This is a genomic window from Streptomyces sp. NPDC031497, from assembly GCF_055580905.1.
In genome coordinates this window covers 349,585-374,006 of the sequence record NZ_JBVIKO010000007.1, presented here as the reverse complement: position 1 = coordinate 374,006, position 24,422 = coordinate 349,585, and the positions used below count along the sequence as shown (strand labels likewise).

The 24,422-nt window shown below is 71.6% G+C and carries 27 protein-coding genes and 1 tRNA gene; 19 read left to right on the top strand and 9 right to left on the bottom strand.

Going from position 1 to position 24,422, the window contains the following annotated elements; genetic code table 11:
- Positions 1-293: 293 nt before the first annotated feature.
- The 5 genes from ACZ5K7_RS17705 to ACZ5K7_RS17685 are packed head-to-tail and all read right to left on the bottom strand — an operon-like array spanning position 294 to position 6,575.
- Positions 294-2,180, bottom strand: a complete 1,887-nt coding sequence (locus ACZ5K7_RS17705) for a copper resistance CopC/CopD family protein (protein WP_468914427.1) — start codon at positions 2,178-2,180, stop codon at positions 294-296.
- 50 nt (positions 2,181-2,230) lie between these two features.
- Positions 2,231-2,989 carry an SDR family NAD(P)-dependent oxidoreductase gene (locus ACZ5K7_RS17700; RefSeq protein WP_468914425.1) on the bottom strand — a complete coding sequence of 253 codons (759 nt, stop codon included), beginning with the start codon at positions 2,987-2,989 and terminating at the stop codon, positions 2,231-2,233.
- On the bottom strand, positions 2,986-3,459 hold the full coding sequence (locus tag ACZ5K7_RS17695) for a cupin domain-containing protein (RefSeq protein ID WP_468914521.1): 474 nt from the start codon (positions 3,457-3,459) through the stop codon (positions 2,986-2,988). Before ACZ5K7_RS17695 ends, ACZ5K7_RS17700 begins: the two co-directional genes overlap by 4 nt.
- Entirely contained in the window at positions 3,446-4,084 is a 639-nt protein-coding gene (locus tag ACZ5K7_RS17690) for a GNAT family N-acetyltransferase (RefSeq protein ID WP_468914519.1), read from the bottom strand. The genes ACZ5K7_RS17695 and ACZ5K7_RS17690 overlap by 14 nt, the downstream gene beginning before the upstream one ends.
- Before the next feature lie 7 nt (positions 4,085-4,091).
- A complete protein-coding gene (locus ACZ5K7_RS17685; RefSeq protein WP_468914423.1) occupies positions 4,092-6,575 on the bottom strand; it encodes a penicillin acylase family protein in 2,484 nt (827 codons plus the stop codon).
- A gap of 136 nt (positions 6,576-6,711) precedes the next feature.
- Between ACZ5K7_RS17685 and ACZ5K7_RS17680 the strand changes: the two genes are divergently transcribed.
- The 4 genes from ACZ5K7_RS17680 to ACZ5K7_RS17665 all read left to right on the top strand — a co-directional run bounded on the left by ACZ5K7_RS17680 (position 6,712) and on the right by ACZ5K7_RS17665 (position 8,768).
- Positions 6,712-7,356: an HhH-GPD-type base excision DNA repair protein gene (locus ACZ5K7_RS17680; RefSeq protein WP_468914421.1), complete on the top strand. Its 645-nt coding sequence runs from the start codon at positions 6,712-6,714 to the stop codon at positions 7,354-7,356.
- 78 nt (positions 7,357-7,434) lie between these two features.
- Positions 7,435-8,139, top strand: a complete 705-nt coding sequence (locus ACZ5K7_RS17675; protein WP_351695628.1) for an HdeD family acid-resistance protein — start codon at positions 7,435-7,437, stop codon at positions 8,137-8,139.
- 94 nt (positions 8,140-8,233) lie between these two features.
- Positions 8,234-8,575: a hypothetical protein gene (locus ACZ5K7_RS17670; protein ID WP_468914419.1), complete on the top strand. Its 342-nt coding sequence runs from the start codon at positions 8,234-8,236 to the stop codon at positions 8,573-8,575.
- A 58-nt stretch (positions 8,576-8,633) separates the two neighbouring features.
- Complete coding sequence (locus ACZ5K7_RS17665; RefSeq protein WP_351695632.1) at positions 8,634-8,768, top strand: hypothetical protein; 135 nt, start codon at positions 8,634-8,636, stop codon at positions 8,766-8,768.
- A gap of 45 nt (positions 8,769-8,813) precedes the next feature.
- On the opposite strand, the gene ACZ5K7_RS17660 is transcribed toward ACZ5K7_RS17665, so the two are convergent.
- Complete coding sequence (locus tag ACZ5K7_RS17660) at positions 8,814-10,397, bottom strand: helicase HerA-like domain-containing protein (protein WP_468914517.1); 1,584 nt, start codon at positions 10,395-10,397, stop codon at positions 8,814-8,816.
- A 115-nt stretch (positions 10,398-10,512) separates the two neighbouring features.
- On the opposite strand from ACZ5K7_RS17660, the gene ACZ5K7_RS17655 reads away from it, so the two are divergent.
- Entirely contained in the window at positions 10,513-10,809 is a 297-nt protein-coding gene (locus ACZ5K7_RS17655; protein ID WP_003999914.1) for a type II toxin-antitoxin system VapB family antitoxin, read from the top strand.
- A gap of 138 nt (positions 10,810-10,947) precedes the next feature.
- Positions 10,948-11,601: a LytR C-terminal domain-containing protein gene (locus ACZ5K7_RS17650; RefSeq protein ID WP_351695634.1), complete on the top strand. Its 654-nt coding sequence runs from the start codon at positions 10,948-10,950 to the stop codon at positions 11,599-11,601.
- 181 nt (positions 11,602-11,782) lie between these two features.
- Here the strand turns inward: ACZ5K7_RS17650 and upp are convergent, their stop codons facing one another.
- Positions 11,783-12,418 (bottom strand): uracil phosphoribosyltransferase, encoded by a 636-nt coding sequence (gene upp, locus ACZ5K7_RS17645; protein ID WP_351695636.1) that lies wholly within the window; start codon positions 12,416-12,418, stop codon positions 11,783-11,785.
- A 135-nt stretch (positions 12,419-12,553) separates the two neighbouring features.
- On the opposite strand from upp, the gene ACZ5K7_RS17640 reads away from it, so the two are divergent.
- From ACZ5K7_RS17640 to ACZ5K7_RS17600, 9 genes are all read left to right on the top strand, one after another.
- Complete coding sequence (locus tag ACZ5K7_RS17640; protein ID WP_351696255.1) at positions 12,554-12,751, top strand: hypothetical protein; 198 nt, start codon at positions 12,554-12,556, stop codon at positions 12,749-12,751.
- A gap of 361 nt (positions 12,752-13,112) precedes the next feature.
- Positions 13,113-13,652: a tRNA adenosine deaminase-associated protein gene (locus tag ACZ5K7_RS17635; RefSeq protein WP_351695638.1), complete on the top strand. Its 540-nt coding sequence runs from the start codon at positions 13,113-13,115 to the stop codon at positions 13,650-13,652.
- A gap of 56 nt (positions 13,653-13,708) precedes the next feature.
- A complete protein-coding gene (gene tadA / locus ACZ5K7_RS17630) occupies positions 13,709-14,140 on the top strand; it encodes a tRNA adenosine(34) deaminase TadA (RefSeq protein ID WP_351695640.1) in 432 nt (143 codons plus the stop codon).
- 77 nt (positions 14,141-14,217) lie between these two features.
- Positions 14,218-14,302: transfer RNA gene (locus ACZ5K7_RS17625), tRNA-Ser, on the top strand.
- Positions 14,303-14,575: 273 nt separating this feature from the next.
- Entirely contained in the window at positions 14,576-14,752 is a 177-nt protein-coding gene (locus ACZ5K7_RS17620) for a hypothetical protein (RefSeq protein WP_351695642.1), read from the top strand.
- 22 nt (positions 14,753-14,774) lie between these two features.
- Positions 14,775-15,068 carry a Dabb family protein gene (locus tag ACZ5K7_RS17615; RefSeq protein ID WP_351695644.1) on the top strand — a complete coding sequence of 98 codons (294 nt, stop codon included), beginning with the start codon at positions 14,775-14,777 and terminating at the stop codon, positions 15,066-15,068.
- Between the two features lie 206 nt (positions 15,069-15,274).
- Positions 15,275-16,192 carry an RNA polymerase sigma factor SigF gene (locus ACZ5K7_RS17610; protein ID WP_468914514.1) on the top strand — a complete coding sequence of 306 codons (918 nt, stop codon included), beginning with the start codon at positions 15,275-15,277 and terminating at the stop codon, positions 16,190-16,192.
- A 447-nt stretch (positions 16,193-16,639) separates the two neighbouring features.
- A complete protein-coding gene (locus ACZ5K7_RS17605; RefSeq protein ID WP_351695648.1) occupies positions 16,640-17,554 on the top strand; it encodes an RNA polymerase sigma factor SigF in 915 nt (304 codons plus the stop codon).
- Positions 17,555-17,604: 50 nt separating this feature from the next.
- A complete protein-coding gene (locus tag ACZ5K7_RS17600; protein WP_468914415.1) occupies positions 17,605-18,348 on the top strand; it encodes a hypothetical protein in 744 nt (247 codons plus the stop codon).
- 114 nt (positions 18,349-18,462) lie between these two features.
- Here the strand turns inward: ACZ5K7_RS17600 and ACZ5K7_RS17595 are convergent, their stop codons facing one another.
- Positions 18,463-18,666: a hypothetical protein gene (locus ACZ5K7_RS17595; protein ID WP_351695652.1), complete on the bottom strand. Its 204-nt coding sequence runs from the start codon at positions 18,664-18,666 to the stop codon at positions 18,463-18,465.
- 194 nt (positions 18,667-18,860) lie between these two features.
- Between ACZ5K7_RS17595 and ACZ5K7_RS17590 the strand changes: the two genes are divergently transcribed.
- The 4 genes from ACZ5K7_RS17590 to ACZ5K7_RS17575 all read left to right on the top strand — a co-directional run bounded on the left by ACZ5K7_RS17590 (position 18,861) and on the right by ACZ5K7_RS17575 (position 23,459).
- Positions 18,861-19,430, top strand: a complete 570-nt coding sequence (locus tag ACZ5K7_RS17590) for a MarR family winged helix-turn-helix transcriptional regulator (RefSeq protein WP_468914412.1) — start codon at positions 18,861-18,863, stop codon at positions 19,428-19,430.
- 94 nt (positions 19,431-19,524) lie between these two features.
- A complete protein-coding gene (locus ACZ5K7_RS17585; RefSeq protein WP_468914411.1) occupies positions 19,525-21,993 on the top strand; it encodes an MFS transporter in 2,469 nt (822 codons plus the stop codon).
- A gap of 111 nt (positions 21,994-22,104) precedes the next feature.
- Complete coding sequence (locus ACZ5K7_RS17580) at positions 22,105-22,926, top strand: YceI family protein (RefSeq protein WP_468914409.1); 822 nt, start codon at positions 22,105-22,107, stop codon at positions 22,924-22,926.
- Positions 22,927-22,985: 59 nt separating this feature from the next.
- Positions 22,986-23,459 carry a PPOX class F420-dependent oxidoreductase gene (locus ACZ5K7_RS17575; RefSeq protein WP_468914407.1) on the top strand — a complete coding sequence of 158 codons (474 nt, stop codon included), beginning with the start codon at positions 22,986-22,988 and terminating at the stop codon, positions 23,457-23,459.
- Positions 23,460-23,549: 90 nt separating this feature from the next.
- Here the strand turns inward: ACZ5K7_RS17575 and ACZ5K7_RS17570 are convergent, their stop codons facing one another.
- Positions 23,550-24,284: a TetR/AcrR family transcriptional regulator gene (locus tag ACZ5K7_RS17570; protein WP_468914512.1), complete on the bottom strand. Its 735-nt coding sequence runs from the start codon at positions 24,282-24,284 to the stop codon at positions 23,550-23,552.
- Positions 24,285-24,422 lie beyond the last annotated feature (138 nt).

Sequence of the window (24,422 nt, the reverse complement as noted above, 5' to 3'; positions counted from 1 at the left end):
GTCGCTCCGCGGCCATCTCGACCTGGGTACGGTCGGCCTCCGCACCGCCGGAAGGACAGCGGCTTCCCACACGCTTGCCCTGCTTCCCAGGGTGCGGCCCGGTGTCGGCGGTCCGGCCGCTCGGAGGACCGAGCGGTCGGACCGTCGTGGCACACAATGACGGACACCGTCACGCAGCGTGTCTGACTGCTGTCGGCCGAGGCCCACGGACGTGCGGTTCTCGGCCAGGCGCGAGGGCGGTGCCGTCGAGAGGCGGTCATCAGGGAACGGTCCCCAACTACCCGGTGATCCGTCTACCCGGTGATCCGTATCTTCTTCGCCACCGTCACCTGGTCCAGGTCGGACACCCGTACCGTCAGGTTCATCGTCCACTCGCCCGCGATCGGGAGGTTGACGGAGTTGGTGGCCCAGTAGCCGCCCTGGTCGGTGAGGTTGGCCGGGAGGGGGCCGATCTTCTGGGCGGCGAGGGTGAAGGAGAGGCGCAGTTCGGGGACGGCGGAGATGCCGTTGTCAGGGCCGAAGACGACCGCCTGCACGGAGTTGTCGCCGACCCGGCCCGGGTCCAGGGTGATCTGTACCTTGCCGTGGCCGTTCGGGGTGCCGACGTCGAAGGGGACCATGGCGACGGAGGTCGTCGGGATGCCGCCGGCCGTGGCCGTTCCCGTGCCCGTGCCCGCCTCGGCGGCCTCGGCGGCCGCGCGGCCGGGCAGGGTGCCGGTCAGGATCGTGGTGATGACCAGGACAGCGACGCCGATGGCGACTTCGGCGAGGACCGAGCGGCGTAGGGCCCGGTGGTCCGGCGTGGGGGCCGGCTCCTCCGAGGTCGGTGGGGTCTCCGGGGGCGGCGCGCCGACCGTCTGCGGGACGCGCTCGCGGGCTGTCGCCGCGGCCGGGGCGCCCGCCAGCTTCGCCGTCCAGTGGCGGGACTGGGAGGCCGCCGCCAGCAACAGGGTCACGGCGATGAGTTTCACGAGCAGGAGACGGCCGTACGTCGTGTCGGTGAGCGCCTGCCAGGAGCCCAGGCCGCGCCAGGACTGGTACACGCCGGTGACCACGAGAACCGTCACCGAGGCGAAGGCCACCCGGGAGAAGCGGGTGACGACGGCGGCGGGGAGGGGGGTGGCGGTGGCCCGGTAGAGGGTGGTGAGGAGGGCCGTGAGGCCGCCCAGCCACAGCGCCATCGCCAGGAGGTGCAGGACCGAGGACGTCATCGCCAGGGGTACCTGGATGCCGGCCGACGCGTGTTCCGCAGTCGCCCAGGTCAGGGTCAGGGCGACGGCGAGGGCGGCGGCTGTGCCGAGGAACGGGCGGGACGACGGGCGGAACCGGTGCTCGCCCTTGCGGAGGAGGAAGACGTACAGGCCTGCCGTGATCGCCAGGAGGGCGACCCTGGCCAGCAGGATCAGGCCCGGGCGGCCCGTCGCGGTCCTGGCGAGCGCGGAGAGGTCGAAGGCCGTCGCCGGGGAGGTGCCCTCCTCGTAGGGGGAGCGGAGGACGAAGAGGAAGAGGGTGGCGGCCAGCAGGGCCCACCAGGCCGTCCGGATCGGTTTGCGGAGCGGGGCCGGGTCCGGCGGGCGGCAGAGGGCTATGAACGCGACGGTGCCTATCAGCAGTGCCACGGCGAGGTACGCGACATAGCGGCCGATGTTGTAGAGGCTGCCGGTGGCCGGGTTCTCGACCGGGCCGGTGGGGACGGCCGCCGTGGTCGCCGACGGTTCGCCCACGGAGAAGGTGAGGGCACCGGAGACGGGGTGGCTGTCCGCCGACACGACCCGCCACGCCACGGTGAACGTGCCGGTGCCGAGCTTCTTCGGGAAGGTGATCCGGGCGGTGTCCGAGCCGGCGGGGCCGTGTTCGGGGTCGCCGGTGGCCACCCGGTGGTTGGTGGGGTCGTACACCCGGAACGAGTCGTCGAGCAGGCCGACGGACTCGGTGAAGGTGAGGGTGACGGACCCGGGCGACGACTTCAGTACGGCGCCGTCGGCGGGGTCGCTGCCGCGCAGGGCCGCGTGCGCGGAGGCGGGGGCGGCCGACGCGAGGAAGAGGGCGGTGAGGAGCGTGCCGAGAAGGGCGAGGGTGCGCAACGCTCCGCGTGGGGCCGCCCCGTGGGGGGTGGTCGTGCACCGCCGGCCGTGTTCTTCGCTCACGTCACCGTCCTGAGTTCGGAAGCAGGCGTTCATGGGTCATACGGATGGGGGGCGTGCAGCACTCATTGTGCTGAAGGGCGCCGTCACCACGTCGGCCGGGCCGACACCCCGCCGTCCACCACCAGGTCGTGGCCGGTGATCCATGACGCCAGCGGGGACGCCAGGAAGACCACCGCGTCCGCCACGTCCTCCGGGCGGCCCAACCGGCCCGTCGGTACTGCCTCCTGCCATCTCCGCACCCCCTCCGGCCAGGCGTCCGCCAGACCCTCCCGGTCGATCAGGCCCGGGGAGACCGTGTTGACGCGGACACCGAGGCGGCCGTACTCCAGGGCCGCCGCTCGCGCGTGCATCACCACCGCCGCCTTCGCCGTGCTGTAGTGCGCGTGGCCGGGGGCCGGGTGGGTCGCCTCGATGGAGGCGATGTGGGTGATCGTGCCGCCCTCGGGCTGGGCGCGCATGATGTCGGCGGCGGCCTGGGTGCAGGCGAAGACGCTGCCGAGGTCGGTGTCGACGACCGCACGCCAGTCGGCCGCGGTCATGCCGGGCAGCGGCTGTACGGGTTGTACGGCCGCGTTGTTGACGAGCGCGGTCAGCCGGCCGCCGCCCCAGTCCGCGGCCTCCTGGACGATCCGGTGGCAGGTCGCCTCGTCGGTCAGGTCGCCCTGCACGACGACCGCTCGGTCGCCGATGGCCGAGGCGACCTCCTGCGCCGCCGCCACCGCCGTACGGCAGTGCACGGCCACCGCCGCGCCCTCCTCCGCGAGGCGCAGCGCGATGGCCCGGCCGATGCCGCCGCTCGCGCCCGTGACCAGGGCGATCTGTCCGTCCAGTAGAGGGGTCATGGACGGCAGAGTCCCCTGATGCGGGCGGCTTCAAAGGGGTAACGCGCCGTGAGGTGGGCCGCGTTCCCGTGTTCATACCCCTCGAAGGTGAATCCGGGGGCCATGGTGCAGCCGAACAGGGTCCAGGCGCCGGGCGGTGCCACCCGGGCGCCCATCCAGGTGCCGGCCGGGACGGTGAGCTGGATCTGCTGGCCGCCTCGGAGGTCCGGGCCGAGGACGGGGGTGCGGATGGTGCCGTCGGGGGCGAGGAGCAGGAGGTCCAGGGGGTCGCCCAGGTAGTGGTGCCAGATCTCGTCGGTGGGAAGGCGGTGCAGGGCCGAGAAGTCGTCGGCGGTGAGGAGGACGACGATCGCGGTGCCCTCGGGGCGGCCGTCGGCCCGTTCGGGACCGGCCCAGGTCTGCCGGAACAGGCCGCCCTCGCGGGGGATCGGCTCCAGGTCGTAGTGGGCGATCAGGTCATCGGGGGTCAGCATTTGGGAAGGCTACCGCCCGGGGGAGAAATGCCAGTTGAGCCCGCTTTTCGGGCAGATGGACGTCGGGGAGGTCGATCTCGGGGAGTACGACGGCCGGGCCGGGCGTGAAGCCCTGGCGGACGAATCGGGCGATCGCCTTCTCGTTGCGGACGTCCGGGTCGACGACGATGCGGTGGCGGTCGAGGGTGCGCAGGGCGAACTCCGTGAAGACGGAGAGGAGGGCTTCCGTCCAGCCGGGGCGGGGGCCCTGCGGTCCGGCCGGGGCGAGGAGGACGTGGATGCCGATGTCGCCGGGGCGGACGTCGTAGCACTCGCTCACGCGGTCGGCCTCCGGTTCGTACGTCTGGAGGAGCGCGACCGGGGTGTCGTCCTTCCCGTCGAGACAGGCGAGACGGGCGAGGTAGGCGTGATGGGTGTCGAGGGTGGCCATATGGGCGTAGATCTCGGCGACCTGGGCCCGGGTGAGGCCGGTCATGCCCCAGAAGGCGGCGCGTTCCTCGCTGACCCAGGCGTGGACGACGTCTGCGTCCCGCTCGGGGTCGAGGGGGCGGAGGCGGACGGTGCCGAAGCCGTCGACGGTGTGTTCGGCGACGGCGACGGGGGCGTTCGGCCGCTCGGCCATCGGCTGCTCAGACATCAGTTGCTCGGACATCAGTTGCTCGGACATCAGTTGCTCCGCCATCAGTTGCTCGGACATCGGTTTCCTCTACGAGTTCCAGTCGGTCCCAGTCGGTGCTGACCGGGGCCAGCTCACCCTTGAGCCACAAGGCGAGTTGGTCGGTGTGGTGCGGTGCGCCGGGGACGCCGTCCGCACCGAGCGGCACCACCCAGAGGCTGTTGTCGCGGTCCGCCAGGTCCCACACGTACCGGGCGGCCGGGCCGCGCGCGGAGAGGTCGGTGAGACCGGGGACGGCCGAGGTGCACAGCACGCAGTCGTGGTCACCGGACAGGGCCGGTCCGTCGTACGACGGGTCGGGCAACGCCCGCCAGGGGGCGAGGCGGTGGGTGTCGCCCCAGGTGCCGGTACCGGTACCGGCGGGTCTGCCGGCGGCGACCTCCTCGACCGCCGTACGGACGACGGCGGGACGGTCGACGCCGTACAGCTCCTCCGCCCTCAGGAGGTGTTCCAGGGCGAAGGCGATACGGGGGGTGAGGGCCAGCCAGGGGAGCAGGACCTCGGGGTAGGCGGGGGGTTCCGAGAGGGCGGCGAAGGCGGGGTGGGCGGCGAGGTGTCGTACGACCGCGGTGCGTACGGCCGCGTAGGCGGCGGCGCCGGTGCTGCCGGCGTCCATCCGGCGGTCCCAGGCGAGGAGCCGGCCGCGGAGTTCGGCGGCCCCGGGGGTGAGGTCGTCGAGGGCGGCCAGGTGGTCGAGGAGGGGCGCGGCGGAGGCGAGGTGCGTGTCGGTGTGGATCGCGGGCAGGTCGGCGGCGGACCAGGTGCGGCGCTCGTCGAGGAGGGTGCGGATGCGGTCGGCGCGGTGGGGTGGGGCGAACTCGACGCCGAGGGGGGCGGCCGGGCCGCGCTGGTTCGCCATCACGGCGACGCCGTCGGTGAGGTCGCCGTACGGCATCTCGTGCCAGCCCTGCCAGGCGTGGCCGGGGAGCCAGGCAGGGGCGAGGCGGGTGCGGTTGGTGTGGGAGCGGACGGGGACGCGGCCGGCGACGCGGTGCAGGAGGCCTCCGTCGGTGTCGGCGGCGTGTACGACGTTGACGGGCTCGGTCCAGGCGTCGAGGGCACGGTCGACGTCGGTGACGCGGCGGGCCCGCAGGAGCGGGAGGAGGGCGCTGAAGCCGAGGTCGGCGGTGACGCGGGGCGGATACCGCAGCGCCAACGCCTCGGCTCCGCCATCGGCGTGTGTCTTCCCACCCGCACCACCCGTGCGGCTTTCGTGGTCAGGTGCGGGTGGCCCCTGCGGGGGCTGAGCACCATCGGCGACTGCCGGGCCGGGGGCGGGAGCGCTGTGCGGGAGCCGAGTGTCGGCGACTGCCGGGCCGGGGGCGGGAGCGCTGTGCGGGGGTCGGGTGTCGGGGGTGGCTGTTGGGCCGGGGGCGGGAGCGCTGTGCGGGAGCCGAGTGTCGGCGGCGGCCGTCGGGGTGGGGGCGCTGTGTGGGGGTCGGGTGTCGGCGGCGGCCGTCGGGGTGGGGGCGCTGTGTGGGGGTCGGGTGTCGGCGGCGGCCGTCGGGGTGGGGGTGGGGGCGGTTGCTGTGATCAGTGGGCCCCGTTCGGTCTCGATCACCTCGATCACCAGCGGTGGGTTCCCTGCCACCTCCACCGTCTCCGTGTGCCGTTCGGCCCGGTGCCAGGTGCCGTCCGGGTTCAGGGCCTCCACGCCCCGCTCCGTGCGGCGCAGGCGCTCCCGGTAGAGGTCCTGGTAGTCGGCCATCGCGTTGGTGATGGACCAGGCGACCGTGCCCGTGTGGGCGAAGTGGGCGATGCCGGGGACGCCCGGGACGGCCAGGCCGATCACGTCGAACTCCGGGCAGGAGAGGTGGATCTGCTGGTAGACGCCGGGCGCCTCGATGAAGCGGTGCGGGTCGCCGGCGAGCAGCGCCTGGCCGGTCGTCGTGCGGGAGCCCGCGAGCAGCCAGCCGTTGCTGCCGGAGGTGCCCGGGCCGTCCGTGGCGAACAAGTGGACCGCGTCCTCTCCCAGGTGCCGTATCGCCTCCTCGCGCCACAGCTTGGCCGGGAAGCCGGCGAACAGGATGTGGGTGGCCAGCCAGACGCCCAGGGGGTGCCAGGGCTCCCAGATGCCGGGGGCGAGGCCGGTGCGGGCGAACTCGGGCGTGCGGGCCGCGCCGCCCGCCAGGCCCTCGTTCACCCCGGCCACGTACGCGCGTACCCACTCCGCCGTCTCCGGGTCCCGTCTCTCCAGCGCCTCGAAGCAGCGTCTCGCGGTGTCCGCCAGGCGGGCCCGGCGGGCGAACACGTCCCAGGCGGCGGCCGAGGGACCGAGGAAGGACGCCGACGTGCCCTGCGCCCGGTGCCGTTCGACCTCCAGTTGCCAGGCCCGGTCGTGGGCGGTGACCCGGCCCTGCGCCCGGGCGAGTTCGCGGGCGTCGGCCGCCCGCAGGTGCGGGATGCCCCAGGCGTCTCGGTACGTCTTGATGGTCACCCTGCGACACCTCTTGCGTAAGGTTAGGCTTGCCTAAGCTAAATCGTGGAGGAATCGTACGTGAGGGGTGCGGGAGCGGCGGAGGCCGGGCCGCCGCGGGCGCGCGGGGCGGTTCCGGGCGCGGGATCATCGAGCCATGGACGCCAACTCCAACTCCAACTCCAAGGCCGAGCCCGACGCCAGGGCCCACGCCACGACTCTGCGCCTCGCCCAGGACCCCGCCGCCGACGAACTCCTCAGCCGCAGCAGGCTCGCCGCGCTCATCGGCATGCTGCTCGACCAGCAGGTCCCGATGGAGTGGGCGTTCAAGGGGCCGGCGACCATCGCGCAGCGGATGGGGACGGACGACCTGGACGCGCACGAGATCGCCGCCCAGGACCCCGAGGCCTTCGCCGCGTTGCTCTCCGAGAAGCCCGCGGTGCACCGCTACCCCGGCTCCATGGCCAAGAGGATCCAGCAGCTGTGCCAGTACCTCGTCGAGCACTACGACGGTGACGCCGAGGGAATCTGGCGCGACGTCGACAGCGGGGCGGAACTGCTGAAGCGGCTCCAGGAACTGCCCGGGTTCGGCAAGCAGAAGGCGCAGATCTTTCTGGCGCTGCTGGGCAAGCAGCTGGGAGTACGGCCGAAGGGGTGGCGGGAGGCGGCGGGGGCGTACGGGGAGGCGGAGTCCTTCCGGTCCGTGGCCGACATCACGGGGCCCGAGTCACTGGCGAAGGTACGGGCGCACAAGCAGGAGCTGAAGGCGGCGGCGAAGGCGGCGAAGGCCGGGGACAAGTAGCCGGGACGGTCAGGGTTTCGTCACCCGTTCGGCCCCTTCCTGATGGCAGGGCCGCTCCCGTCGGTTTCAGCTGGAGGCATGAGCGAGCCTCCCAGCACCGGCCCCGCCGACGACGACCGCACGGCTCACACCACCCCGGCCCCGGCCGCGGCCTCGGTCCCGGCGTCCGCCTCCGCCCCCGTCTCCGCGCCCGGCTACCGGCATGAGCCCGAACCGCCCTTCGAGGGGCCCCTGCACGCCCTCTCGAAGGCCGCCTGGCAGACCGTGCTGCTCACCGGGATCGCCTCCCTGATCCTCGGCGTCCTGGTCCTCGTCTGGCCGGGCGCCTCACTGCTCGCCGCCGGTGTGCTCTTCGGTATCTACCTGCTCATCAGCGGCATCTTCCAGCTGGTCTCCGCGTTCGGCACGCACAAGACGACCTCACTGCGGGTGCTGGCCTTCATCAGCGGCGCGCTGTCGATCCTGCTGGGCCTGTTCTGCTTCCGCGGCCCGCTGGAGTCGATCCTGCTGCTCGCCCTGTGGATCGGGATCGGCTGGCTGATCCGCGGCATCACCCAGACGATCGCCGCCGTGCACGACCCCAGGATGGCCGCCCGCGGCTGGATGATCTTCCTCGGGATCGTCACCTTCATCGCCGGCATCGTGCTGATCGTGTCGCCGTTCGAGTCGGTCGCCGTCCTGACCCTGGTCGCCGGTATCTGGCTGGTGGTCGTCGGCATCGTGGAGATCATCTCCTCGTTCGGCCTCCGCAGCCGGGTCAAGCACATCCCGCAGGCCCTGTGAGCGGCGTCAACCTCACGCCCCGCCGGTACGCCGAGCGAGCGGATCTCGCGCCGGGTGCGATGAACACCGTCCACCGCGTGGGGAGATGACCGCCATGAGCAGCGGCTCCCGCTCCGGCCGCCCGCAGCCAGGACAGACCTGGCTGCGGGCGCTCGTGCTGCTGCTCGCCCTGCTGCTGGCCGGCGCCCCGACGGCGGCCGAGGCCCTCGCGGCGACCGCTCCGGCCGCCTCCGCCGAGACGGCCGAGTACGACGTCCTCGACACCCCGCTACGGCTCCCCGCCCGCGCCGTCCACCGCGCCGACGTACCCCAGCGTCCCGCGCCGCTTCCGGACCCGGCGCCCGCCGACCCGGCGGACCGCCACCGCCCGTGCCCGACGGCACCGCGTCCGCCGTACGCCCCGCCCCTGCTGCGCACCGTGGTCCTGCGCTGCTGACCGACCGACAGGTCCCGCACTCCCCCAGGTCAGCCGGCACTACGCAAGGAACACAGCCATGTCCACAGACCCGTACGCGGTCCTGCGTGCCCTGCTGCGCGCGGAGGCCGTTCGCAGCGCGCCGAAGCCGGAGACGGCGGCCAAGGCGGCGGAGCCGCCGAGGCCGCGGCCTCAGGAGCGGAAACACGGTTGACGTCGTGCGCCGGGCGGCCCGTGCGGGGCGCCCGGTGCACCCGGCTCACCTGCGTCGGCGCGCCGTACCGAACAGCGACCGGGTGATCTCGCGGCCGAGCTGGGTGCCCACGGAACGGGCGAGGGACCTGAACATCCCGCTGCTCACGACCTGTTCGACGAGCGAGGGTTCCTCATCGGGCGAAGGTTTCCCGGCACCGGTCGCGGCCTTCGGCCCGGCACGGGTCGCGGCCTTCGGCCCGGCGGCCGGGGTCCGCCGCAGCTTCTCGTACGCCGACTCCCGGTCCACAGCCTGTGCATAACGTCCGTGGAGGGCGGACGTCCGTACCGCCTCGTCGAGTTGCGCCGCGTCGACCGGCCCCATCAGGGACTCGGGGGCCCGCAGCCGGGTCGCCGCGACCGGCGTCGGGGCGCCCCGCTCGCTGAGCACGGTGACCACGGCCTCACCGGTGCCGAGACCGGTGAGCAGCTCTTCGAGGTCGTACGACGAGTTCGGGAAGGTCCGGACGGTCGCCCGCAGCGCCTTCTGGTCCTCGGGGGTGAAGGCGCGGAGCGCGTGCTGGACGCGGTTGCCGAGCTGGGCCAGGACGTCGGACGGTACGTCCTTGGGGGTCTGCGTGACGAAGAAGACGCCGACCCCTTTCGAGCGAATCAGGCGCACGGTCTGGGTGATCGATTCCAGGAACGCCTTCGAGGCGTCGTTGAACAGCAGGTGCGCCTCGTCGAAGAAGAAGACCAGCTTCGGCTTGTCGGCGTCGCCGATCTCGGGGAGGTCGTGGAAGAGGTCGGCCAGCAGCCACATCAGGAAGGTCGAGAAAAGGAGCGGCTTGTCCTGTACGGCGGGGAGTTCCAGGACCGAGACGACGCCCCGGCCGTCCGGTGCCGTACGGAGGAGGTCGGCCGTGTCGAACTCCGGCTCGCCGAAGAAGTCGGCCATGTCCTGCGCCTCGAAGGCGGTCAGCGAACGCAGGATCACCCCGGCCGTGGCCGTGGACAGCCCTCCGATGTCCTTCAGCTCGGCCCTGCCCTCGTCGGAGGTGAGGAAGGCGACCACCGCGCGCAGGTCCTTGAGGTCGATCAGCTCCAGGCCCTTGGTGTCGGCGTAGTGGAAGATCAGGCCCAGGGACTGCTCCTGGGTCTGGTTCAGCTGGAGCACCTTCGCCAGCAGGACCGGGCCGAAGCTGGTGATCGTGGCGCGGACCGGGATGCCGTGGCCGAGGCCGCCGAGCGCGAGGAACTCGGCGGGGAAGCCGGTCGCCGCCCACGCCTGCCCCACCTCCCCCGCCCGGCCCAGGACCCTCTCATCGCGCCGCCCGGGCCGGGCGATGCCGGACAGGTCGCCCTTGACGTCGGCCAGGAACACCGGGACGCCCTGCGCCGAGAGCTGCTCGGCGATCAGCTGGAGCGTCTTGGTCTTGCCGGTGCCGGTGGCGCCGGCGACCAGGCCGTGCCGGTTGAGCACGGGGAGCGGGATGCGGATCGGCGCGTCGGGACGGCACCGCCCGTCCCAGAGGAGGGCGCCGAGGTCCAGGGCCTGACCGGCGAAGGCATACCCGGTGGCGATCGCGGCGGCGGCCGGAGGCAGCGGCGGGGGCGGGTCACCTGTTCCGGCGGCTTCACCGGCACTCATCATCCGACCCCCTGTTCCCTTTTTGCCTTTTTGACGACCTTTACGGTGGCTTTTCCAGCGTCGCACTCGGTCGCCATGGCTGCGCCCGGAACGTCAGGACCGGTAGGCTTTCCGTGTGATCTTCAAGCGCATCGGAAACGGCCGGCCGTACCCCGACCACGGCCGGGAGAGCACCCGGCAGTGGGCGGACGTCGCACCGCGCCCGGTCCGCCTCGATCAGCTCGTGACGACCAAGGGGCAGCTCGACCTGGAGACCCTCCTCGCCGAGGACTCGACGTTCTACGGCGACCTCTTCGCGCATGTCGTGAAGTGGCAGGGCGACCTGTACCTGGAGGACGGGCTGCACCGCGCGGTCCGGGCCGCCCTCCAGCAGCGTCAGGTGCTGCACGCGCGCGTGCTCGAACTGGACTGACCCGGCCGGGTCGATCGACCCGGCCGACACCCGCTCGTCACCCGCCGTTTCACGCCGGTTGCCCCTTTCGGGTTGGACCGTGCGGCGTCGGATGATCATCTATTAGTCAACGCACCCGTGGCGCACTACGCTGCGCTCATGAGCATGCTGACTCCCCCCGGCATGGGCGGCCAGTACCGGATCACTGGGGACAAATACCCACGCATGCGCCCGCGCCGGCGGCGTGCCCGGCTCGTCCTCTCCATGGTCGCCTCCGTCACCGCGCTCGGCCTCGTCGGCTGGGGCACCCTGCAGCTCATCGACGTCTTCACGGGCGGCGACAAAGAGGCTGCGGCGGCCGGTGGCACGACGTGCGTGAAGCAGGCCGCCGCGAGCGCGGGGCCGGCGGCCGGTACGTCGTCGGCGGCGCTGCCGAAGCCGGCCCAGATCACGGTGAACGTCTACAACGCCACGACCCGTACGGGCCTGGCCAAGGACACCGCGGACGAACTCAGGAAACGTGGCTTCAAGATCGGCGACGTCGGCAACGCGCCGGCGAAGTTCGACGCGAAGGTCAAGGGCACGGCGATACTGCTCGGACCGGCCTCGGCCCTGCGCACGTCCCTGCCGGTGCTGGCCACCCAGCTCACGGCACCGGACCAGCGCACCGAGGCGGGCCGCAAGGGCGCCGCCGTGGACATGATCCTGGGCAACGCCTTCAAGACCCTCACGCCCCAGGCGACGGCCGCGAAGGCCATCACGGCCCTCTCACACCCCGAGCCGAAGGCATCGACTTCGAAGAAGAGCTGCTGAAAGCCGGACCGAGCACTGCCGCCCCCGGCCCGCCACCGAAGAGGCACATGCGCCCCGACAGGGGCGCGGGGAACTGCGCGACCAGCCCGCCACGAACCCGCAGCCGCCCACGCACCCGCACCCCTACGGCGCCAACGCACCGGCACCCCTGCGGCGCCGAGCCGGCCGATGCGTACGGCTCCTACTCGGCCGCCCCGTACAGGCGGTCGCCCGCGTCGCCCAGGCCCGGCACGATGTAGCCGTGTTCGTTGAGGTGGTCGTCGACGGCCGCCGTGACGACCGTGACCGGCGTTCCCGCCAGCTCCCGTTCCATCACCTCGACGCCCTCCGGCGCGGCCAGCAGGACCACCGCCGTCACGTCGTCCGCACCCCTCTTGATGAGCTCACGGATCGCGGCGACCAGCGTGCCGCCCGTGGCCAGCATCGGGTCCAGGACGTACACCTGACGCCCGGAGAGATCCTCCGGCATCCGCGAGGCGTACGTGGACGCCTGGAGCGTCTCCTCGTTGCGGATCATGCCCAGGAAGCCCACCTCGGCGGTCGGCAGCAGCCGGACCATGCCGTCCAGCATGCCGAGCCCGGCCCGCAGGATCGGCACCACCAGCGGGCGGGGACGGGCGAGCTTGACGCCGGTCGTGGGCGAGACCGGGGTCTGGACGTCGACCGCCTCGGTCCGCACGTCCCGCGTCGCCTCGTAGGCGAGCAGGGTGACCAGTTCGTCGGCGAGCCGCCGGAACGTCGCGGAGTCGGTGCGCTGGTCGCGCAGAGTGGTGAGCTTGTGGGCGACCAGAGGGTGGTCGACGACGTGGAGACGCATGCCCACAACAGTAACCGCGTCCTCGTACACCTCGCCGCTGGCCCGCGCGGATCCTCGCTGGCATCAAACCCTCCGTCCGGGGGAAAGTGGGAATGACCGGACTGGGGTGGTGTGACCGTGTCTGATGTTCCTGAGCTGCCTGATCTTCCTGAGCCGTCCGACCGTGCGTACGGCGCGCCGGAGGGCGAGACGGAGCCCGAACGGCGTCGCCGCCGGGCCCGGTTCCTGCGCGAACTCGCCGAGGCCAGGGCACTGCGCGACCGGGTCCAGCCCCGCCGCGCCAAGACCGCGCGGCTGCGACACGCCATGCGTATGCGGACGTTCCGCTGGTAAGAGTCGGTAAAACCGTTAGAACGGTAAGAGTCGTAAAGCCGATCCTTCGGCAAAGATCCACTGCTTGTGGCGCGTTGCGGTCCGTCATGGGGAAGGCCGTGCGTGGACCGCGGGAAAACCCGCGTACGATCCGCAGGTGGCGGCAACGAGTGCGCTGGTGATTACGTACGCGGGCACCTGGATGCCTCTTTGCATACGTGCGAACAAAACTGCCAGACACAGGGAGCCGAAGACGTCCCCTGAACGCCTTGTTTCTGCCACGATTCCGAGTGGGTGGGGCTCGGAGCCCAGCTCTCCCCGCCCAGAACCTCCGCCGGGGGGACCCCCAACCGGCACGCCTAAGACCAGTGGGAGAGTCACGGTGTACTTCGCCGCACTGCTCGCGCGCACCGAAGACGGGTGGGAAGCGAGCGACACAGAGCTCGACGATGTGGAGACCCTGTCGGACCTGGCCGACCTGGCCCGGGAATCGGCGTCGGACGCCGACGACACGGTGCTCGTCTTCATCGAGCAGGAAGACGCTTGGTTCGGCGTCGTGCGCGTGGACGGCGAGGAGGACCCCCGGGTCTTCGTCTCCAGCGCAGCCGCCGCCGCCCGGAGCTCGTACGGCGAGCTCCTGCTCACCGACGAACTGCTCGGAAGGGAGCCCAAGGACGAAGACGACGACCTGGACGCCCTCGACCTCGACGGCACCGAGGACGGTGAGCCGGAGGCCGAGGACGACGAGGACACGGACACGGAGACGGACATGTCCGCCGTGCCGTCGGGCCCGGTCGGTGACATCCGGATCCTCGACGACCTGGGCGTGAGCGCCAAGGAACTGCTGGCGCTCAGCGACGACGCGCTCAGCGAGATCGCCGAGGCCCTGGGCGCCGCCGAGGTCCTGGAGACCGTCCGCTGACCTTCCACGAGGCATCCGGGTCCCCGGACCCGGTGCGCGACCGCTGGCGGGCCGCGATGCGGCTCGCCCTGGACGAGGCCGGACAGGCCGTCCGGGGCGGGGACGTCCCCGTCGGCGCCGTCGTGCTGTCCCCGGACGGTACGACGGTGCTCGCGGCCGGCCACAACGAACGCGAGGCCACCGGCGACCCCACCGCGCACGCCGAGGTCCTCGCCCTGCGCCGGGCCGCCGCGGCGCTCGGGGAGTGGCGGCTCACCGGCTGCACCCTCGTGGTCACGCTGGAGCCCTGCACCATGTGCGCGGGCGCGCTGGTCCAGTCCCGTGTGGACCGGCTGGTCTACGGCGCCCGCGACGAGAAGGCAGGCGCCGCCGGTTCGCTCTGGGACGTCGTACGCGACCGGCGCCTGAACCACCGCCCCGAGGTCGTCGAGGGCGTCCTGGCCGAGGAATCCGCCCGGCTGCTCACGGAGTTCTTCCGGGACCGCTGAGGGCCGCTCACAGCGCCGGTCCCGGGCCCCGAATAGCGATTTCAGAGCACGGCCTCCGGTGCTGTAAGGTCTCTCTCGGTAGCGTGTCCGAGCGGCCGAAGGAGCTCGCCTCGAAAGCGAGTGTGGCGCAAGTCACCGAGGGTTCAAATCCCTCCGCTACCGCTGGAAAAGGGCCCCGTCGAAAGACGGGGCCCTTTCTGCGTCCGTCACCGGACACCTCCGCCGGACACCTCCACCGGACACCCCGCCGGACACATCTCCGCCCCGCGCACGTCTCCGCCGCGCGCCCCCTGTCGCGCCCCCGGACCTGACAACGGGCCTCGACCAGCGGGCCGTTGGTCCCCGAGGGGGGCGTGAAGGTTACACTCACCGCCGGCAGCAGGGTCCACAGGCTACGCAGACACGCCGGCAGAGGCAGGCACAGGGGAGGCCGCGGTGGCGGTGAATGCCAAGAAGATCGCCACGTACGTGCTCGTGGTCTTCGCGCTCTACGTGATCATTACAGACCCGGCCAAAGCGGCCGATTACGTCCAGATAGGATTTGAGGGCATTTCGGACGCGGCCAAGGCCATCGGATCGTTCATGACCTGGCTCGTCAACGGAGCCAAATAGCGCACCACCCACGGGAGCAACCATGATCCGCCACCTGGTCCTCTTCAAACTCGACGAGGGTGTCGAGCGGGACGATCCGCGGGCCGTCGCGGGCGCCGCGGCCTTCTCCGCGCTCGGCGCCCAGATCGAGGAGCTGCGCTTCTGGGAGTGCGGCTGGAACATCACCGAGCGCCCCATCGCCCACGACTTCGCGATCAACTCGGCCGTCGAGGACGGGGACGCGCTGAAGCGGTACCTGGAGCACCCGGCCCACCAGGCGGCCGCGGCGCAGTGGCGGGAGTTCGCCACGTGGGTGATCGCCGACTACGAGTTCTGAGCCGTACCGCACCCTCCGGACAGCCGTACGGCACCCTCTGGAGACAGGCCCTCCGCCGGGAACAGCGGGGGGCTTTTCTGCGTCTTATGCCCCAACTTGCCGACTTTCACTCTCAACACGGGGCTATGCGGTGCTTGCGCACAGTGCACATGTCTTGTGATGCTATGACCGCTTTTGACGGATGATTGACCGATGAAGAGGTGGCGTTGACCGTGTCGGCCAGTTCTGCGCCGCCCCAGGAAGAGGCGCCCGCCCCCGCTCCCCCCACTGCCCAGCCCCCGACCCAAGGACCCGCCCAAGGACCCGCCCAAGGACCCGCCCAGCCCCCCGCCCAGGCGCCCGCCCCGCCCCCGGAGAAGCGGCGGGGCGCCGACACCCGGGCGCTGACCCAGGTGCTCTTCGGCCAGCTCAAGGACCTCAAGCCGGGTACGCCGGAGCACAACCGGGTGCGCGCGGCGCTCATCGAGGCGAACCTCCCGCTCGTGCGCTACGCGGCCGCCCGTTTCCGCTCCCGCAACGAGCCGATGGAGGACGTCGTCCAGGTCGGCACCATCGGGCTGATCAACGCCATCGACCGATTCGACCCGGAGCGGGGCGTGCAGTTCCCGACGTTCGCGATGCCGACCGTCGTCGGCGAGATCAAGCGCTACTTCCGGGACAACGTGCGCACCGTGCACGTCCCGCGCCGGCTGCACGAGCTGTGGGTCCAGGTCAACAGCGCGACCGAGGACCTGACCACCGCCTTCGGGCGCACCCCCTCCACCGCCGAGATCGCCGAACGGCTGCGGATCAGCGAGGAGGAGGTGCTGTCCTGCATCGAGGCCGGCCGGTCGTACCACGCGACCTCCCTGGAGGCCGCCCAGGAGGGCGACGGGCTGCCGGGCCTGCTGGACCGCATCGGCTACGAGGACCCGGCCCTGGACGGCGTGGAACACCGCGACCTGGTCCGCCATCTGCTGGTCCAACTCCCCGAGCGGGAGCAGCGGATCCTCCTGCTGCGCTACTACAGCAACCTCACCCAGTCGCAGATCAGCGCGGAGCTGGGCGTCTCCCAGATGCACGTCTCCCGCCTGCTGGCCCGCAGCTTCCAGCGACTGCGCTCGGCGAACCGCATCGAGGCCTGAGCCCCGCCGCGAGTACCGCCTCAGGCTCTGCCTCAGGCCCCGCCGCGCACCCACCGCCGATGCCCTGCGCGCGCCGCCCCGCGGCCCTCCGCACGCGCCGTCGCACGCGCCGTCGCATGCGCCCGTCGCAGGACCCGTTACCGGTCCGAGACACGCCCCGGCCCGCTTCGTGCGGTCATAACCGCAAGCAGGATCGAGCCATCACCGTCACGAGCGAATCGCTCACCAGCGCACTTCCCGACAGTTGGGGGTCGAAATAGCGTCAGACCCCCTGCATCCAGGGCGGATTCACATTTCCCATGTCGACATGTCACTACAGCGTGTTGCCGACATGTGACATTCTGCGGGAAGCGCGTTTGCCGGGGCTTCGGCTCCGGTATTCAGGTGAAGGCGCCGTTCCTCGTGAGGGGCGTCGCCGCGACCGTCCCGCGACCCAAAGGGGGTGGCATGTCCGCAGACCAGGGCAGCTCGAAGGTGCTTACGCTCACGAAGAGCGAGGCAGCGCCCAAGGAGCTCGACGCCATCGACGTGCTCGACAGCATCGACGGCGCCCCGGCGCTGGAGACCCCTCCGACCCCGGAAACCCCGGTGGCCTCGGGAAACCTCGACACCCGCACCCTGTCCCGCTCCCTGTTCCTGCGCCTCGCCGCACTCGATGAGGACAGCCCCGAGCGTGCCTACGTCCGGGACACCCTGATCGAACTCAACCTCCCCCTCGTGCGCTACGCGGCGGCCCGCTTCCGCAGCCGCAACGAGCCGATGGAGGACATCGTCCAGGTCGGCACCATCGGCCTGATCAAGGCGATCGACCGCTTCGACTGCGAGCGGGGCGTGGAGTTCCCGACGTTCGCGATGCCGACGGTCGTGGGCGAGATCAAGCGGTTCTTCCGCGACACCTCCTGGTCGGTACGCGTCCCGCGCCGCCTCCAGGAGCTGCGCCTGGCCCTCACCAAGGCCAGCGACGAGCTCTCCCAGAAGCTGGACCGCTCCCCGACGGTCACCGAACTGGCGGCGGTCCTGGGCGTCTCCGAGGAGGACGTGGTCGACGGCCTGGCCGTCGGCAACGCGTACACCGCCTCCTCCCTCGACTCCCCGGCCCCCGAGGACGACGGCGGCGAGGGCTCGCTGGCCGACCGCCTCGGCTACGAGGACACGGCCCTGGAGGGCGTCGAGTACCGCGAGTCGCTGAAGCCGCTGCTGGCCAAGCTCCCGCCGCGCGAGCGCCGGATCATCATGCTCCGCTTCTTCGCGAACATGACCCAGTCCCAGATCGGCGACGAGGTCGGCATCTCCCAGATGCACGTCTCCCGCCTGCTGACCCGCACCCTCGCCCAGCTCCGCGAGGGCCTGATCTCGGACTGAACCCGCTCCGACGGGTTCCTTACTGACGGAGTGTCAGCCACACTGGCGCGATGCTTCTCCGTAGGACACCGAGTGGCCGCCGAGGCGCCGTCACGGCAGCGTCGGCGGCCGCCGTCTGCCTGGCCTCGGCACTCACGGCGTGCGGAGGCGGTGACAGCGGCGGCTATACGGCGGTGGGAGCGGCGGGCACGGCACCGGGAGCGCCCGGGACGTCGTCGAGACCGACGGGATCGGTGACGCTGGTCCCGCTGGACGGTTCCCCGGCGGGGGCGACCGACGGCTCGCCCCCGGCGGAGGACGGCCGGTCCGCGGCAGCGGCCGGGCCGGCCGACCCGGGGACCTCGGCCCCGACGCCGTCATCCGCTTCCTCCCGCCGCGACGGCACCCGGCCCCGACGGTCCGCTCCGCCGGCGCCGAACTCACCACAGCCGACCGGCACTTCGCCCACCGGTACGTCGCCCACCGCCACCACCCCCGGCGGCACGTCACCCGCCGCCCTCACCTGGAGCACCCCCACCCGTGAGCCCACGGACAAGCGGTGGTGCGAGAAGGTGACGGTCGAGTTCCGCAACTCGGGCGGTACGGCGGTCCGTTCCGGCACGGTCACCCTCGGCACGCACATCATCGACCTGCTGGGCATCGACTGGGCGACGATCGGGTCGACGGAGTCCCTGCCGACCCCGGTCGCGCCCAACTCCCGTAGGAGCGCGACCTGGACGGTGTGCGTGGACGACTGGCGCGTCCCGCTGGGCATGCATGTCGAGACCCGGGTGGTGGCGGTCGACTGGAGCTGAGTCGGCGCGTCCGCACGGGCACGACGAAAGCCCGGGGCAGTGGACCCCGGGTTCTTCGTCGCGCCGCCGCCCCGGCCCTCGTATCGCCCGAAGGGCCGAGCGCGCGGCGAGTGACTACTTGAGTGCCAGCCAGGCCACCGCCGCGACCACGACCACCACGGCGACGACGCCGAGGATCAGGCCGATGCGGGGGCCGCCGGAGGCGGAGGGGGATGCCGTCTGCTGGGAGGTCTGCGGGGCCTCGTCGACGAACGCGCGGAACATCTGGGTGCTGCCGGCGGGGTCGTAGTTGCCCTGGGGGCCCTGGGTGTTAGCCATGCCCCGAGACACTAGCGAATCCGGTGGCCCGGCCCAAGTGGGGGGCCTTCCGGAAGTACAACCTGCTCCACCTGGGCGTTTACGTTCGCAATACTTGTCTTTGCCAAGTTTTTATCCCCACCCCCGCCCATATATTTGCCTGTGGCAACCAAGCAGTTCTATGGTTGCCCCAAGCAACGAATACGGGAGGTGTGATGGCGGAGCAGGCGCAGTTCGAGGAGCTGGCGCGTCAGCTCAGCGCCGTCGGAGCCGTGAAGCGGGACCTGGGGCGCATTCTGCCGCCCGACTGCCCGACCGGCTCCGCGGCCGTGCTGACGCTGCTCGGCCGCTACGGATCCATGCGCATGAGCAAGCTCGCCGAGCTGCTCGCCGTGGACATGTCCGTGACCAGCCGGCACGTGGCGCATGTCGCCGAGCGCGGCTGGATCGAGCGGTCCTCCGACCCGGCGGACAAGCGGTCCCGCATCCTGCACCTCACCCCCGCGGGCGAGGCGACCCTCCAGGACCTGTCCCGGCGCAGCACCGAGCTGCTCACCGAGCGGCTGGGCGACTGGAGCGACGAGGAGGTCGACCAGCTGATCCGGCTGATGACCCGGCTGCGGGACAGCTTCGGCGACTGCCGGACCGCCCACCCGCGGCTGACCGCCTCGGCCGAGCCGGCCCCGGGGACCCTGAAGGCCGCCGCCGCGGCCACGGTCGCCTCCGCCGCTCGCGCCCCCACCATCGCCCCCGTACTCGAACCGACCACCCGTACACCCGCGTAAGACGTAGAAAAGGAAGCCCATGGCAACGACCACACCAGCCGGTGTGCGGGCCCATGCAAAGCACGGGGGAGGCTCCGTCGAGCAGGCTGCCCCGATGACGCACCGGCAGATCATGGAAGCGATATCCGGGCTGCTGCTCGGTATGTTCGTGGCGATCCTGTCGTCCACGATCGTCACCAATGCTCTGCCGCACATCATCAGCGACCTGGGCGGCGGCCAGTCCGCCTACACCTGGGTCGTCAGCGCGTCGCTGCTGGCCATGACCGCCACCACCCCGTTGTGGGGCAAGCTCTCCGACCTGTACAGCAAGAAGGCGCTCGTCCAGATCGCCCTGATCATCTACGTCCTGGGCTCCGCGGCCGCCGGTCTGTCGCAGAACTCCGGCATGCTGATCGCCTGCCGTGTCGTCCAGGGCGTCGGCGTCGGCGGTCTGTCGGCGCTCGCCCAGATCGTCATGGCCGCGATGATCTCGCCGCGTGAGCGCGGCCGTTACTCCGGCTACCTCGGTGCGACCTTCGCCGTCGCCACCGTCGGCGGCCCGCTGCTCGGCGGTGTCATCACCGACACCTCGTGGCTGGGCTGGCGCTGGTGCTTCTACGTCGGTGTCCCCTTCGCCGTCGTCGCGCTGATCGTGCTGCAGAAGACGCTGCACCTGCCCGTGCTGAAGCGGGACGTCAAGGTCGACTGGTCCGGCGCGTTCTTCGTCGCCGCCGCCGTCTCGCTGCTGCTGCTCTGGGTCACCTTCGCCGGTGACAAGTACGACTGGATCTCCTGGCAGACCTACGCCATGGTCGGCGGTTCGATCGTGCTCGGCCTGATCTTCGTGCTCATCGAGTCGAAGGCCAAGGAGCCGATCATCCCGCTGCGGCTGTTCCGCAACCGCACCATCACCCTGGCCTCGCTGGCCTCCTTGTTCGTCGGTGTCGCGATGTTCACCGGCACGGTCTTCTTCAGCCAGTACTTCCAGCTGGCCCGCGACAAGTCCCCGACGATGTCCGGCGTGATGACGATCCCGATGATCGGCGGTCTGTTCGTCTCCTCCACCGTCTCCGGGCAGTTCATCACCCGCACCGGCCGCTGGAAGGCATGGCTGGTCAGCGGTGGCGTGCTCGTGACGGCCGGCCTCGGCCTGCTCGGGACCATCCGGTACGACACGGCGTACTGGAAGATGGGCATCTTCATGGCGCTGCTGGGTCTCGGCATCGGCATGATGATGCAGAACCTGGTGCTGTGCACGCAGAACCAGGTCGAGCCCTCCGACCTCGGCTCGGCCAGCTCCACGGTCACCTTCTTCCGTTCCCTCGGTGGTGCGGTCGGCGTCTCCGCGCTGGGCGCGGTGATGGCCCACCGGATCACGCACTACGTGACCGAGGGCGCCGCCGCCCTCCCGCACAAGTACCAGGCCGCCCTGGCCGGTTCCAGCTCCTCCAGCGACAGCCTCCCGGACCTGAGCAAGCTGCCGGTCCCGCTGCGCACCCTCATGGAGAGCTCCTACGGCCACGGCATCGCCGACGTCTTCCTGATCGCCGGCGGCCTCGCGGCCCTGGCGTTCCTGATCAGCCTGTTCATCAAGGAGGTCCCCTTGCGGACCAAGGGCGCGCTCGCCCAGGCCGCCGCCGACGAGCAGGGCATCGAGGCCGCTCCGGTCGCCGCCGCTGCCCCTGCCGTCCCGGCTCCCGCCGAGGAGACGGTCCCCAGCTGGGCCGCCCCGGTCGTGAGCGGCACCACGGACACCGCCGCGGAAGCCACCCGGCAGTTCGCCGCCGTGGCCACCCTCGCCCCCGAGCAGTCGGCGGGCTCCGGCTCCACCCCGGTGCACGGCTTCGTGCGCGGCGCCGAGAGCGCCCCGGTCGCCCAGGCCGCGGTCACTCTCATCTCGCTCTCCGGCCGCCAGCTGGGCCGCTCGGTCGCGGGCTTCGACGGCTCCTACCGCCTGGACGCCCCCGGCGCGGGTTCGTACGTGCTGATCGCCTCCGCCGACGGCTACCAGCCGCAGGCAGCCACCGTCCTGGTGGGCGAGGACCCGCTGCCGTACGACATCCTGCTCAGCGGCACCAGCGGGCTGAGCGGTGTGGTGCGGGGCGCGGGCAGCGCGCTGCCGGTCAAGGACGCGATGGTGATCGTCACCGACGTGCGCGGCGACCTGCTGGCCACCGCGGCCACCGGTGACCAGGGCCAGTTCGTCTTCGGCGACCTGGTGCCCGGTGTGGTGACGGTCGCGGTGAACGCGGCCGGCTACCGCCCCCGCGCCCTGCCGGTCCAGATCGGCACCACCGGGGTCACCCGGATCGAGGTCGACCTGGACGCCGGCGCCCAGCTCCAGGGTGTCGTACGGGCCCCGCACGGGCCGCTGGCCGACGCCCGCGTCACCCTCGTGGACGCGGCCGGCAACGTGGTCGGCACGTCCACCACCGGCCTGGACGGCGCGTACGCCTTCGCCGACCTGGACGGCGGTGACTACACCGTGATCGCGACGGGCTACCCGCCGGTCGCCACGGCCCTGAACGTCACCGGCGCCGGTGTCGACGGGCACGACATCGAACTCTCCCACCCCGGCGAGTAGTTCACCCCGGCCCGGGGCAGCGATGGTTCATCTGCTGCCCCGGGCCGTCGCAATCTGTGCAATTTATAGGGCTTTTCACGCCTCTAGATCGGTTTTCAGGGAGAATTCGGGATGGGACTCACCGCCAGGATCCGTACCCGGGACGGATGGGCCGTGTCGCACGCGGTCGTCACGGTGACCGACATGACCGGCACGCAGGTGCTGCGCGTCGAGGCCGACGACGAGGGCACGGTACGGGACCCGAACCCGCTCGCGCCCGGTGCGTACACCGTCATCGTCACCGCCGTGGGCTACGCGCCCGCCGCCTCCAGTGCCATCGTCACCGCCAGCGGCCGTGCCGAGGTCGGCAAGGTCACGCTCGCCCGGCAGGGCGGCACCGAGCTGCCGCCGCCCGGCCCGTGGACCGTCGACCCGGCGCACTCCACCATCGCCGCGGTCGCCCAGCACCTGGGCATCTCCAGCGTCCGCGGCCGCTTCACCGACTTCACCGCCGCCATCGAGATCGCGCCCGACGACGTCACCAAGTCCCGCGTCCAGGCCGTCATCCGGGCCGCCTCCATCGACACCGGCAACGGCATGCGCGACACGCATCTGCGCTCGGCCGACTTCCTGGACGTCGAGCGCTACCCCGAGCTGACGTACACCTCGACGGGTCTGACGGTGGCCGGCTCCGACCGCTGGACGGTCCACGGCGAGCTGGCCATGCGCGGTGTCGTACGCCCCGTCGACCTCCACCTCGCCTACCTCGGTACCGGCGCCGACCCCTGGGGCGGCACCCGGGCCGCGTTCCGTGCGACGGCCGAGCTGCACCGCGAGGACTTCGCGATGAACTACAACCAGGTCGTCCAGGCGGGCATCGCGGCCATCGGCACGACCCTCAAGGTCGAGCTGGAGATCCAGGCGGTGCAGGGGGAGTCCCTGCCGCAGGCGTAGGACCGGCAGGGACAGGCAGCGACCGGGCGGGGCGGGTCCCGTCGGCCTAGGCTGACGCCATGGCACCGAACATCGCGACCAACACCGCCGTCTCCCTCGACGAACTGCTGGACTTCGTACGACCCCGCCACCGCGCGATCCTGCTCACGCGCCGTGCCGACGGCAGCCCCCAGGGGTCGCCGCTGACCTGCGGGGTCGACGACTCAGGACGGATCGTGGCCTCCACGTACCCCGAGCGGGCCAAGACCCGCAACGCCAAGCGGGACGAGCGGGTGAGCGTGATCGTCCTGAGCGACGACTGGGACGGGCCGTGGGTCCAGGTCGACGGCACCGCGGAGGTGATCGACTCGCCGGAGTCGGTGGAGCCGCTGGTGGAGTACTACCGGAACATCGCCGGGGAGCATCCGGACTGGGACGAGTACCGGGCGGCGATGCTGAAGCAGGGTAAGTCGATCATCCGGGTGACGCCGGAGAAGTGGGGGCCGGTGGCCACGGGCGGGTTCCCGGCGCGGCTGGCTTCGCCGTACGCGTAGTGGCTTCGCCGGGCGCGTAGTGGGTGGGGGGTGCGGGCCGGTCGGCGGGTGCGGGTCCGCTGTGGCTGGTCGCGCGGTTCCTCGCGCCCCTCAGGTGGGTCGAGTCACCTTGGCTTCAATGCCGGCGATCAGCAGGTCGAGGGCGAAGGTGAAGTCCCTGTCCAGCATTTCGGCGACCGTGTCGCCGCCCCTCGCGGCCATGAGGTCCTTGGACTCCTCGATGATCCGGGCCGTCGCCGGGGCCTCGGTCACCGCGGTCATCGCGGTGCTGAAGTACTCGTCCGGGGTCAGGCCGGCCGCCGCCACCCGCTCGGCGAAGTGGCCCTCGATCGTGCCGTAGCCGTAGACGAACTGGAAGACGGCCGAGATCGCGCCGGTCACCCCGTGTGCGGGCAGGCCGGCGCGGCGGACGACCTGCTGGACCACGCGGGAGAAGGCCAGCGAGTGCGGGCCGATGTTGAGGTACCGGCCGGCCAGCGGGGAGAGCCAGGGGTGGCGGACCAGCAGCGTGCGGTACTCCGTGGCCAGCGCCCGCAGTTGGTCCCGCCAGTCGCCGTCGGCCGGCTCCGGCAGGCGCAGTTCACCGAAGGCCGCGTCGAGGGCGAGTTCCAGCAGGTCGTCCTTGGTGTCGACGTACCAGTACACGGACATGGCGGTCACGTTCAGCTCGGCCGCCAGCCGCCGCATGGAGAACTTGTCGAGTCCGTCGGAGTCCAGGAGCCGGACACTGACCGAGGTGATGCGATCGCGGTCGAGCCCGGACGGCTGACCGCTACGGCCGCCCTTGCGGGCCTTCTCCCCCAGCCACACACTGGCCCGCGCCATCACGACACCTTCCTCCACGATCACTTCTGAAGATGCTAGAGCTCCAGCGCACCTCAGGGGCGCGGGGCTGTGTCCTATATGCGGCTCCGCCGCGTGGGCGCGACCAGCCACAATCCGCCCGCACCCGCCGCTGGACAT